This is a genomic window from Acinetobacter sp. GW821-FHT01C12 (assembly GCF_059422625.1).
Genome location: NZ_JBWKXD010000001.1, coordinates 470,985 through 483,201 on the forward strand (window position 1 = coordinate 470,985; position 12,217 = coordinate 483,201).

Sequence of the window (12,217 nt, forward strand, 5' to 3'; positions counted from 1 at the left end):
GTAAGATATTTAAAAATCATGATTCGATTTCACCGCCACTTTTCATAAATGATGCTTTATCAGTAGGGCTTAATTGCTCAAAACCTTGACGTGACATTGATTTACCACCTCCCTGCCCACTTTGGCCATTAAAGCCACCACCACCTGCTTGAGAGCCTTTAAGTAAAGAATCTTTGTGTTGATATCCACTAACAAGAATCTCTAAGGCTTCATCAAAACCAGCTGCATCACCATGATTGGTACGTGAATAAATCTTTTGACCGTTGTTGTCATAAGCAGTTGGCTTACCATCTTCAACTTTGAAGTTTTTGCCAAACATCGCTTGAAATACATCCGCAGGAACAGCTGATTTATCTGCAATATATTTAGATCGAGCGAATCCACCACCAATTAATTCACTATGTAATTGCTGTTGATATGTGTCACGATCTTTGGTTAATTGCTCAATTTGTGGATTATATTTTTGCTCGAATGACTGTGTTACTGATGCAATCGCTTCATTACGAACACGCTCTGCTTCACCAGCATCAATCAATTTTTTAGCATCAAGATTCTGGACAGTAGTCAAAGCTTGTTTGGCTTTTTCAACATCAAGACCCTCAAATGCTTTCAAGCTAGTTTCTGCTGCTTCTTTTGCTTCACGATGGGTTTTAGCTTCCGCATTTAAAGAACTGATTTTTTGTACCGCATGGGCAGCATCAAAACCTACTTCTTTACCATCATCATGAACATAAACAGGCAAACCTTGCTCGTTCACTTCAGCGTATGTTTTACCTTCAACAACTACAGTTTTGATTTTCATAGGTTTCCACCTTTTTAAATTGAGCATCCGCTCATTGCGCCTTATTCATCCGAATTTCAGGCAATAAAAAACCGCCTTTCGGCGGTCGTATTGATTTAAAAAAAATTAAGAAATTACTGATAACTCAATAATTGCAAATTCATAACCTTCAGATTCTAAATTTTTGCCTAAGCTTTTTAGATGTTCTATTGCATTTTGTTTTGAAGTAAAAAGACCAACATTAATAACATTATGCTCAAGCCCATCCTCAAGTTTCAGGTCAAACGTTTTAAGATAAAAATATTTTTCTTGCATTTTTAACCCCCTTAAAATTAAAAGACTTTTTACATAGTTAAGTTATACCTTAAATAATCTTTACTTCGTTTTAAATAGTTTTACAAATTGTAATTACAAACTTAAATCATTAAGAGTTTTGATATCATTTTTTCTCAATTCCTTAAGCGTGAATGCCTTTCCACTTAATGGATCAACAAATTTATCAACTGAAAATCCACCTTCTGAATAGAGTTTGTATTTCGATGGACCTAACCATTCTTTTTGAAAAGATTCATCCTGACGCGCAAACCATTCTTTATACGTTAGATTCGCATCCACCTGACCTATCTTTCTTTCACGTTGATCTTTAGGGATATTTTTGACAGCTCTCTTATCTGAAACGAAAGGACGTATACCAGCTAAATCACCATCTTTATCACAACCTACTTGAATAGTTCGACAACGGCGGTGATATGGTGGTTTCTGATGACCTTCCCCTATTTGTTGTATGCGTCCATCTTTGGCAGCACAGCCTAAACTTGTACGCCCATCCAATGTTGCCACATCTTTTGTGTAGTTAAAGCCTAATGCTTTCCAAGTATCCAGATATGAAATATTACTGACATGTGATCTTGCAGTTCTAACTTCGGCATCTATCGCATTACGGGTCTGATTTAATAAACCATCTGAGTAATTTATCTTTTTAGTCCCCTTGATCCGTTGAACAATTTTCTGACTCGTTTGTCCCTGGTAAATACCATCACGAATAACATATTCAACCTTTTTACGGACATCCTCAGCAATATTTGGAAAAATCAGATCGATCAGCTGACCTTCAGCATAAGGAACTTTCCTAAACTTATTAAAAAGCTTGTCACCTTCTAATTTAGGTTGCTTCTTTTCAGCTAAAGCATAAATAAATCCCGCCTCATGAACTGCTAAAGCAATTGCTGAAGCAGTAAATATCTCAGGAAGCACGACAGAAATTGATTGCTGCCAATTCATCAAAATTCCTAAGATATCTTTCAATGAAGAGGTCGTGTATTTACCACTTGCCAAAATCGTCTTTTCAACTTCGTTTAGATCGATTAGCAAATTTTGAAGCTTATTTAACATCTCGATAGATAAACCATCAAACGTTTTTAAAATTTCATTAACTGATGCTGAAGAAAGTCGTTGAAGATATGAGTTGTGTTGATTTAAGGCATCAAGTATTGCTTGTTGGATCATTTGATCTTTCATCATCTACACCTTGATATGGCAGATAACCACCTAATGGCTTGCTCATCCGATATTCATCTATCTTTTTCTCGATATCTTCCCATTTAGCATCTGAGAACGTTCCAGTTTGCTCATATTGATAAAGAACTTCTGGTGGTATTAACTCACCTTGCACCATCTCTAAAATCAGTTTTGAACGTTCTACGCTGTATTTCTGCTTATTGAAATCTTGAGAAATCACATAAGTTAATTCATCTGGTTTTATGTCATGGTTAGGCAATGCAAATTTCGCGCACCAACGTAAAGCCATTTGAAGTGCTTCACTAATGTTTGATACTGCCAAAGAGACGACAGAATGCTGAATAGAATCCTCATTATCGGCCTGAGTTGCAGTCTTATTAGCAGATCCCACTTCAATTAGGCGAGCACCCATTTCTTTCATTTGCCCCCATTTGTCTGTCATCAATTGTTTGGCCAAGTTATTACTTTCTGCTTGTACAATTTCAATTTTGGTTGGGAAGCCACGGCGCGAACCCACAGTTAAACCTTCATTCTTTGCAATTTCGTATTGCTCATGAGTCACATCTGGCATTGAAATAATGGGTTGGCCAACAACAAAACCTGACTCTTCAACATCAGCGCTGTTCCGGTAATGAGCAAGGTTTAAATCTGCGAGTTCAAGCAGAGGTGCGTTATCAATTTCATCTGTATTATCTACAGCTCCACAAAATGTGAATGGAATATATGACCAGGCTTTGCCATGATAATCTGTAGGGGTATATTTTTTATCTTCCACCCATTCGCCTTTATCATTCTGCTTATAAATTTGAACAGTATAAGTATGCCCATTCTCACCTTCATCCAGTCTTAAAAATCTATATTGTTTCTTAACGTCACGGCCAAAACCGTCGGCAGTGCGTGTAGAGACAGTTTCAAGAATCTTTACGAAAGAAAGCTTTTTCTGATTGCCCAAAATAATATGGTCCCAATCTTCAACTGAGGCTGCTTTTAGGATATGAATCATTGGAAATGCATTCTTTTGTTTATCTTCCTCCCGGTTACGACTGGGAGCTACTTCTGGATAATCAACATACACACCACAACGATAATGCTTGAGGATTAAACTCAACATATATTGTGATGTTTGGAAAATCGAACGCCCAGATCCATCGGCATTACGATCTAAATACTCTAATTCTTCAGGTCGTTTGAAATCAGGAAGCTTATTAAAAGCTAAACCAATGTTGCTTTTCAGAGTTCGACCAGTTACACCATAAAATACAGCTCGATCCAAATACTCTGTGTATCTGTCATCTTCTTCAAAAGTTTGTGGAACAGGTAAATAACGTTTTCCTTTAGCTTTAACTGCAGTCTGCCCTATACAAACATCATCCACTTTTGTCCAAGCATTAATATTTGCACTATATTCTGTGTGCAGTGATGTTATTCCTGTCATTTTCTTCGTCCAAAAATAGAAATGTCTTTAAGGCTGGTTACAGGTTTTATAATCGGGAATCGCTTTGCCAATGGATAACCACCAGCATCTCCCACATGATCTAAACCTGATTTTTTATCCGGCATTCCAAAATCATCATAAATTTGCTGTTCTAGCGTTTCTGTAAAACGTGGGCATTTGTTGGTATTTACTTTAAGTGTTCGCTCACCCTCTGCATTAAGAATCAGAGCATTTACTGCGTTAATCCGATCTTTAATTGCAGGGTTTATTCCATCCACCTCAATCCTAAAACCCTTATCTCGTAATATTTGGTGATCTGACTCACTGCTATTTTTAGATGATGTAGATTGCCCTGCTGCATCAGGAATTACTGTCATTTCATGAAATGGAAAGCGCTCAATAAGTAATGTTGCCATTGTGGGTGTATCTCTCACTCCAACCATCTCGTCCAATGCTAGGGGCTTACCATCACGTATGACATAAACAACTGCAGCCATTTTCAAAACGTTAAAGTCCATACCAATGAGTAAAGACTCATTAGGTCTAATCTCTTCATTGGTATGATTTAATTTTCGATCAAAATCAGGATATACAGCGCCACTAGTTAAGTTTACGAACTGCCCTTTTAAATATGCAGAAATGAGCTGAGGTGGATAGGACTCGAATAACGAAGAAATATAATCATCAGGTAAATTTGCTTCATTATCGTAGGTTGAAGCCTGAATCATTCCGTAAAATGCTCGTTTCTGAGGTGTTGAGTTAGCCTCTTTTACAAACTGTTCATGTGTAAATTTAAATCCCTCAGGTGTGGTGGCCACATCAATGCCATTGATTAAACCCGCTTGCTTATAACGCATTCGAGCAATGATTTTACGCCATGCTTGTTGTGCTTTAAGCGTAGGCATGACATCAAGTTCATCAATTAACCCATGACCAATTTTAAAACCAACAATTGTTTGAGGTTTTTCCATTGAACGGCAAATAACTGTACTTCTGTATTGGCGACCATAGTAAATATCAACTTCCTTATTTGACTCATAAATCTTGGTCTTAAGGCCCCAGTCAAAAGCAACTTCATCTATGGTAGGAAAGAAAATATCTCGTATCTGGGGATAAGTTGGTGCAAAGTAGCCCAAAGGTACTTTCGGAAATTCCCAAGACTTATCACAAAGACTCGAACATCCCACCCAAGTTTTACCAGATCCAAATCCTGCGACAAATGCACGAAACTTATTTTTGAGCTGTAGAAAATTAGCCTGAGGTACATTCAGTGTCGGATTTATGTTCGGCATTTTCTTTACTCGCATCAACAACCTGAATAGTTACTTTTACTGGTGTAGGATCATCAGCGCCTTTACCATCTCCGTTTTTAATTCTTTCTATTTCAAGCTGTTTAAGCTGCTCATCTAATAATTGAATTTCATAACCATGCATTTCATCCTTAACCTGTTTAATGATGCTTTGTTTTTTTACTTTATTATTCTTCCAATCGACATACATCTTTTGGAGTTCATTAAGGCGTACCGCTTTATTGGCTAATGGAATGTCATATATATTTTTCTTGAAATGTTCGCGGGTATGTTCAAAAAGTGTCTTAAGCTTTTTACTCATTCCTCTACATGTTGCTTTTGTTGGATCATATGAGGCAACTTGCTGCCGTTCAATTTCAATACCAAATTCTTCTCTTACAGCATCTACAACTTGTTGAGGGGTTTCAAAGCAAGCAAGAGACTGAACTATAAATATTTTCACAGGCTCTTTAAGTGTTGCCATAACCACCCCTTCGTAAGACTACGTAAGGGTAAATAGGCAAAAAAAAGAGCCAAGAGGCTCAATTGATCACACAAGTTCCACAACACGCAGATACATTAAAATCTGATACAAACGGCGGGTTTTGAGCTACCTCAACCAATCGCTTGACGTTCTCGCTTGCTCCCCAGCGTTTGACCACCCCGATAAATTCCTCTACATCATGGCCAGCTAAATAGTGCTTAGGTAAGCCTGTATGATCGCTATAGAGTATTTCTCCATCCTCATCACGTTCTACACCGATATGGTAAAGCTCATGCTCAATCAAAGCACAGAATTCACGATCGTTCGCACGTTCACAAAAGCTTGCATCAATAGTGATGAGATAAACAGGAACAAATCCAAACCAGTCGCGCATTTGCTGCTCTTGCCGAGCTTTGCGCCATCCACCTTGGTTAAACATAACTTTTTCACATTGACCTAATACCATTCTCTTTTTAGCAACGGCGGCAGATGACGCCCAAGCTAAAGCTAAAAAGGTTTCATCGTCGTGTAATAGCTCTGCTATGTGATCATGGTCAGGGTTATATAATGCACCACCAAGCGTTAGAAAGTTGTTTACCACCCATTCTTTAAGATCTGCTGCAGGTGATAATCGTATTGCTTCTTCTTCATCTGCTTGATCAATTAGCTCAGTTGGTGGAAATGGTCTGATCTGCTCCATTGAATTTCCTAAATAAAAATAATGTTATTTAAAATGTATTATTGAAGAAATTAAAAACTAAAATTATTTTAATAAAATAAACTATAAAACCAACCAAAATAAAGAAAACACAAACCAACTAAATAGTCTTAAAAATATATCAATGTAACGATAAAACAAGAATACAATTATTATTCACTATTAAAATTAGCGTGAATAAAATGTTAAAATCAAGTAACAATTTCAGAGGTCCAAAAAAACCAACTGATCAGGAGATTAATAGAACAAATTTTGATCCCACTCCTCACAATAAAGATTCGCCAATAGTAGAATCTTCTGTTGATGATAGAGATCATTTTGATCAACCTAATCTAAACACACCCTTTCCAAGACATAGTACGATAAACAATGGAAAACCGACCTCACAAACTCGAAGATAAAACCATGATATTTTTGAAATTATCCTTAATTACTATTGAGCTATTTAATACACAGAACGAAATTCCTTCATTCTGTGTATTTTGTTTCAGCATTCCGCACCTAACATAAAGAAACAATAATTTTAGTTATATCAGTAACATAATAATAATTAACTTAAATCCCCAATAAACTTAGCATCAACAATCAATGGTACAGTCTGTAAATTTTCAACATTTCCTTTAAGAATATAACCATTTGATTCTGAATATAAATTTAAGTTTACTTTTAATGCGTTTAAGTTTCCAAAAATTGAATGAGCATGTTGATTGTGTTGAGTTAATTCTAAAACTAATGTATTTCCTTCAACTTCACCTTTATATACATATATTAAATCCCCTCCTAAAGCACGCTCATCCTCAACAACTAAAATTCCGTTTCCAAAATCTTTCCCTTCACTCTTAAAAATTAACGAATAAATGCCATTTTTCATTTCGTACTCTTTATTCATCTACTGAAAATTCAGTACTATTATTTTAACCAAATAATTATTCTTAAATGTAATACAAAATTAAAACCATCAATAAAAAATAACATAAAAATACAACATATATTTTAAATTTTTAAAAAGATACTTAAATTAATCTTATATTTCATCAAACTATAAAAATATCTAAAAAAATTCGTGAAACATAAATGAGATAAATAAATCTAAACTTCACACTTATCTACATAGACACTCTGATATAGCATCAATGTAACTATCTATTATATGTCAATCTAGTTAAGTCGAATATTCGGCATGAGAAATCGAGAAAATCATGTTAGTAAATAGAAACTCTGCTAAAAAATCTTCTTTCAATCAGTACTCTACCTTTGCTAATGGAAGCAAATTTAATTCAAACTCAAGTGATCAGCCTCAAAATCCAGCTAAAGATGATGAAAAGGCTCCTAATAAAGAGCCACAGGAACAAAAACCAAATCAAGAAAAAAAAGATTTAATCACTAAATAGCTTAATAATTTTGAAAAAACCATTTATATGGTTTTTTCATTATTTAAATACATATAAACATAGTAACTCTATTTAACTATATCGACTAAAGAATTTTTAGCATCACTAACAAGTTTTAAAAGGTTATTTTTATTTTTTTCTTGAGAAATCTTAAAAACAGTAAAACCTAGTAAAAAGATACTAACGATTAATACAGCAATCAGAACCACTAACAATTTATTCTTATTCATTAGAGTACGATACTAATACAATATTTTGATCTATTATTGCTCTCAATTTGAAAAATAAGCAAACCCATTTTAATTTTATGTTAATAGAGTTTTCAAAAATTCAAGAAAAACATCTAACTTCAAGTTGATTGTCATCTTGGGTGACTTTTATTTTGATATTTTTATAAGTTCTTTTGCTGGGTTTCATTGATGAACCGACTACATCTTCAAAAAATTTACGGTCTTTCATAAGCTCACTATATGATTTATAACCAATTAAAATTATTTTTGGAATTCTTTTAGTTTCAATCAATTTACTAAGAATATTATCAAGCTTTTTAACATTAACGATTGGCATGTAAAAACCATGGAAGAAAACATAATTATCCTTTAAATATCTAAATCTACAATGCTCAATAAATTCTATCTTAATGAAATACGTAACATTATATAATTTTTTAAAAATTGACATATATCTTTTAAAAAATCATGCTTTTCTCAATTTAATCTGTGTCTCTTTAGATTCGTAAGCCACTGAGAAGTAAGAGTAGTTTCAATTTGCAATGGACCAAGTTCATCAATCTTATATCTATTGGCTGATTCTATTCTTATTACATTATGCCCCATCTCCTTTGCATGATCATATCGATCCATACCCACCCCGTGTTTTTAAGTTTACCTTTTCGTCCACCTGACCAGGGGGTCCACCCAATATTAGTTTTTCCATATCTTTAATATTCATTTTTTAAATTTGAAGATAACAATATTAGACAATTAAATATAACATTTGTTTTATAGGGTATAAAAAAAGACGCCTACGCGCCATTTATTTCAAACCTGCCTTGCCAGCTTCTCAGCCTCGACAAAAGCATCATGAAAACTTACTTTATCAGAGAACCAAAACTTGTATGTCTTTTTACAGATTACGATTGACTGCTGAAAGTAATCATTTGGACTTTTCTCTACAACTTGACCGTTTAGCTCGCCACCGATGCAAATATTCATGTGTTTTCCTATTAATCGATAGGAGTCTAACATATGAAGGGATATCGATAATAAAAACCCACCTTACGGTGGGCTTCTCGTCCAAACACAAAACGAATGATCGATTAAAAACCGAATGACTAAATAAGATGTTATTCGATCACATGGGAAAGATACTACTAGGCGGACTTAACTACAAGATATAAATGCTATTTTTGCAAAAAAAATACCCACTTATTGGAGTTCGTGGGCATATAAAGCTTACATTAAATTGAGTCTTTCTTGTTCTTGAAATATTAGTTAAATACAAGCACAACGTTATCTTGTCTTTTCAACTGACTCTATAATTTTTAAAATTCCCAATTCTTTTTTCCGGGCATTAATTTCATCTTCCGAATATGGCAACATTTCCAATAGATCTTCCATACTGAAATTTGCTTTTTCTATAAGTAAGCAATCTTGATCACTTGACCAATCAGTGCCACTTTTAATTCGTTTTCGTCTATTAGGCACTTATAACCTACCTACAAAATTTCTTGTTGATGATTGAACTGAATGTTTAACCAAGATAAAAATCTATTCTTATCTTTGAAATTAGGTGCTTGTCTAATATTAATGAACTCATGTTCTCCAAAATTTCCATATATTTTGTATGGTGAAACAAATTTAAAATCTGAATCACTACCTTTGTTCAAAGTAGCAAAGTAATCCAAAATTTGATCCAATTCTGATTTTTTAGAAAAATTAGCTCTTTCGTTCACAAAATCATAAATTTGCGTTAATACGTGTAATTCAAAGCCGTTTGACATTTTTTTAATCGCTGATATTGGAGCTCACGGTTATATATTACATAGTTTATTTACATAGTTTTAACAATAAAGATCAAAAAACCAACAATCCCGCAGCCTTTTTTGTAATTGTAATTAATAATCATTATGAAAAAATAAAAATTGGAAATTAATAAAACACTTAAGCGCCTTTATAAAACAACAATTTTAATTCTGCTTTGCCAGCTTCTCAGCTTGGGCAAGAGCATCAGGAGTCAAACACCATTTTTTATTGACTGATCTAAAACATAAAAAACTCACAGAAAAGTGAGTTTTAAATTTTAAAAATTTTGAAAATCCTATTTTTACTGCAAAAGTAAAAATTTTTGTTCTTCTGTTGTTTGATTCATCCCAAATTGCAACATTGAATCTTGAATCGCTTTTAGCATGTATGGTCGATTAGAAAGATTAGACTGATCATTCTCATTCCAATTATGAGGATTCCAACCATTTTGAATAGAAATCTGATCCGATTTAATTTTTAAATTTTCCAATGTTTTCTTAATAAACAAATAACCTTTTAACTTGTCATCCTTAAACACCTTAGTGCCATCTATGTAAGTTCTATTTACCAGATTCGGTGAGAGATTTAGTTGACCATTAGTTTTATCTGAAAGCACAGCTAATCTGTGCCACATTTGATTATAAGCCACATTATAAACATTTGCTGTTAGAGAATCTTGATCATCAGGCAATTGGGTCAAACCATCTCCCCCTTGTGTACCCAAACGTAAAACTCTTTCAGCCCAATTTGTCATTCCCTCAAGATACCAACTACCTTTAAATTGATTATATCCATACTGGTAAAGATGAAAAATTTCATGTGTTACTGTAGTCCAATAATTTCCTGGGAAACTCTCGATATTATTTCGAATGTATATATTTAAAGCACATTTACCTTCCTTGGTTTGCTTATTTACGAATATAGAAGGATTTTCATAAGCTATTCCATTGCCTGATAGAGCTGTTAAATGAATATCAATGTATTCTGCAGCACCAGCGTATCGATCACTATTTAAAGGATGAACAAATCCAAGACTCGTTAAAGCTTCCGTTGTCGCATTAGCTTGTATTGCTACATTTTCAACATAGTCAGGAATACCATTATTATTAAGATCAGTTTGATTTGGTATGTAATCAGCATTACTTGAATTTGATGAGTAGAAAATTCTAAACTCGCCTGATTTATAAATACTATTTAAATTGGGAAGTGTTGATGTTGACGTACCACATGTTACAGCCGCATAAATCTGATTAGACATAAATGCTAACAGTAAGCCACTTAATATACTTTTCATCTTTTTACCTTTTAATAATTTTGATCTTGTCTCGTCTTGAATAAATAATTAACAAGAATATATGTAAATACTTCAATTTTAAAAATATTTTAATTGCATATAAATCAAATAATTATTTACTTTTCTAGTTTTAAAAGTATAAGCAACATAGAAAAATTTCAATACCCATTTGTATTTAAGTAAATATAAATGAGAAAATATGATTCTATACAATTGAAATTACGATGTTTTTTAAAAAATAAAAGTTAAGTATATTGTTTTAAATTGCTTATAAAATATCAGCTTTAAGTTAGTGATTTCATGTTTCTCTCATGCATTTTCGTTTTTTTCACAGCCTTATGATACATGTTTTTATTGGTAGTTCTATAATGCAAAAAGCTCACCGAAAAGTGAGCTTTAATTTAGGTTACAAAAGCTATCTATAGAATACTAAACCTGAGTTTAAACCACCAAATAGATACATCAATAATGTAAGAATAAGAAATATAGCGAAGAAAAACATTGCATTCATAGAGTAGTACATAACTTTACTACCTTATCTAATAATTGTTTACACATTATACACGAGAAGCAACATTTATCCTAATTACACTTACTTAAGTTATTGAAGAAAAATTAAAAATGATTAAGGGGTCTGGGTTAAATTTTAATAAGTGCCCGTCTTTCCGGGCTGTCAACAAATTCACAATCTATATAGCTTAGATTGAGATTAAATACAATAAATGATAATGAGTTTCATTACAATACATAAATTTAAGATAAAAAAATACCCGATGATTAGACTCAATGGGTATATTAAAAGGTAAATTTGTTAGGTGTCAGATAAATATAATATGACCACTATGAAAAATATACATTTAATTTTGGGACTATGCAACCTTAATTATATCAAGGGAGCTGAACTATCAAAATTAATCCCAAAAAATAGAAAATATCGTCTCATCACTTGTTAATGAAATTTTAACTTTGTATCCTGATTGCTTAAATTCTTCACTTAATACTTTGATTTGATGTTGATTGATCTCTTTAGAAATATTTTCACTCACTGAAATTTCACCCAAATCCGCTTTTTTGAGAACTTGTGATTTCAAGAAAATTTTAAGTTGCTCTATTGAACTATATCGGGTTTCTTTAGAAATATTTTTCGATTCTTCTATAGCTGTATTTAACATTACATGTTCTCATTTGAGTAATTTTAAGTAGTCTAAAATAAGGCTAATAATTTTAAGTATTTTAAAAAATTAGCTTTATTTTAGAACTTGTCAGACTAGTTACTAACAACT

The 12,217-nt window shown here is 33.1% G+C and carries 14 protein-coding genes and 1 pseudogene; 1 reads left to right on the plus strand and 14 read right to left on the minus strand.

Annotated features, from left to right (window positions below; all coding sequences use genetic code 11):
- Positions 1–16: 16 nt before the first annotated feature.
- The 8 genes from AC07WY_RS02265 to AC07WY_RS02300 all read right to left on the minus strand — a co-directional run bounded on the left by AC07WY_RS02265 (position 17) and on the right by AC07WY_RS02300 (position 7,096).
- Positions 17–802 (minus strand): DUF6651 domain-containing protein, encoded by a 786-nt coding sequence (locus AC07WY_RS02265; RefSeq protein ID WP_004720070.1) that lies wholly within the window; start codon positions 800–802, stop codon positions 17–19.
- 105 nt (positions 803–907) lie between these two features.
- Positions 908–1,096, minus strand: a complete 189-nt coding sequence (locus AC07WY_RS02270) for a hypothetical protein (RefSeq protein ID WP_262780151.1) — start codon at positions 1,094–1,096, stop codon at positions 908–910.
- A gap of 93 nt (positions 1,097–1,189) precedes the next feature.
- Positions 1,190–2,299: a phage head morphogenesis protein gene (locus tag AC07WY_RS02275; protein ID WP_494735638.1), complete on the minus strand. Its 1,110-nt coding sequence runs from the start codon at positions 2,297–2,299 to the stop codon at positions 1,190–1,192.
- Entirely contained in the window at positions 2,265–3,734 is a 1,470-nt protein-coding gene (locus AC07WY_RS02280; protein WP_494735639.1) for a DUF4055 domain-containing protein, read from the minus strand. The genes AC07WY_RS02275 and AC07WY_RS02280 overlap by 35 nt, the downstream gene beginning before the upstream one ends.
- Positions 3,731–5,026 carry a terminase large subunit domain-containing protein gene (locus tag AC07WY_RS02285; RefSeq protein WP_494735640.1) on the minus strand — a complete coding sequence of 432 codons (1,296 nt, stop codon included), beginning with the start codon at positions 5,024–5,026 and terminating at the stop codon, positions 3,731–3,733. The genes AC07WY_RS02280 and AC07WY_RS02285 overlap by 4 nt, the downstream gene beginning before the upstream one ends.
- The gene (locus AC07WY_RS02290) at positions 4,986–5,507 is read right to left on the minus strand and encodes a DUF2280 domain-containing protein (RefSeq protein WP_494735641.1); all 522 of its coding nucleotides are present in this window, start codon (positions 5,505–5,507) and stop codon (positions 4,986–4,988) included. Before AC07WY_RS02290 ends, AC07WY_RS02285 begins: the two co-directional genes overlap by 41 nt.
- Positions 5,508–5,565: 58 nt before the next feature.
- Positions 5,566–6,207, minus strand: a complete 642-nt coding sequence (locus tag AC07WY_RS02295) for a putative metallopeptidase (RefSeq protein ID WP_004720062.1) — start codon at positions 6,205–6,207, stop codon at positions 5,566–5,568.
- 568 nt (positions 6,208–6,775) lie between these two features.
- A complete protein-coding gene (locus tag AC07WY_RS02300; RefSeq protein WP_004720061.1) occupies positions 6,776–7,096 on the minus strand; it encodes a GrlR family regulatory protein in 321 nt (106 codons plus the stop codon).
- A gap of 328 nt (positions 7,097–7,424) precedes the next feature.
- On the opposite strand from AC07WY_RS02300, the gene AC07WY_RS02305 reads away from it, so the two are divergent.
- A complete protein-coding gene (locus AC07WY_RS02305) occupies positions 7,425–7,616 on the plus strand; it encodes a hypothetical protein (RefSeq protein ID WP_303576921.1) in 192 nt (63 codons plus the stop codon).
- Positions 7,617–7,946: 330 nt separating this feature from the next.
- Here AC07WY_RS02305 and AC07WY_RS02310 read toward each other — a convergent pair whose 3' ends face one another.
- From AC07WY_RS02310 to AC07WY_RS02335, 6 genes and pseudogenes are all read right to left on the minus strand, one after another.
- Positions 7,947–8,183, minus strand: a complete 237-nt coding sequence (locus tag AC07WY_RS02310) for a hypothetical protein (RefSeq protein WP_004720058.1) — start codon at positions 8,181–8,183, stop codon at positions 7,947–7,949.
- 140 nt (positions 8,184–8,323) lie between these two features.
- Positions 8,324–8,526, minus strand: a pseudogene (locus AC07WY_RS02315) (hypothetical protein); the annotation flags it as partial.
- A 601-nt stretch (positions 8,527–9,127) separates the two neighbouring features.
- Entirely contained in the window at positions 9,128–9,322 is a 195-nt protein-coding gene (locus AC07WY_RS02320) for an acyl-CoA thioesterase (RefSeq protein ID WP_327858625.1), read from the minus strand.
- A gap of 11 nt (positions 9,323–9,333) precedes the next feature.
- A complete protein-coding gene (locus AC07WY_RS02325) occupies positions 9,334–9,618 on the minus strand; it encodes a hypothetical protein (protein WP_353159768.1) in 285 nt (94 codons plus the stop codon).
- A 323-nt stretch (positions 9,619–9,941) separates the two neighbouring features.
- On the minus strand, positions 9,942–10,934 hold the full coding sequence (locus AC07WY_RS02330; protein WP_353159771.1) for a hypothetical protein: 993 nt from the start codon (positions 10,932–10,934) through the stop codon (positions 9,942–9,944).
- Between the two features lie 911 nt (positions 10,935–11,845).
- Complete coding sequence (locus AC07WY_RS02335; protein ID WP_353159774.1) at positions 11,846–12,106, minus strand: hypothetical protein; 261 nt, start codon at positions 12,104–12,106, stop codon at positions 11,846–11,848.
- Between the last annotated feature and the right edge of the window lie 111 nt (positions 12,107–12,217).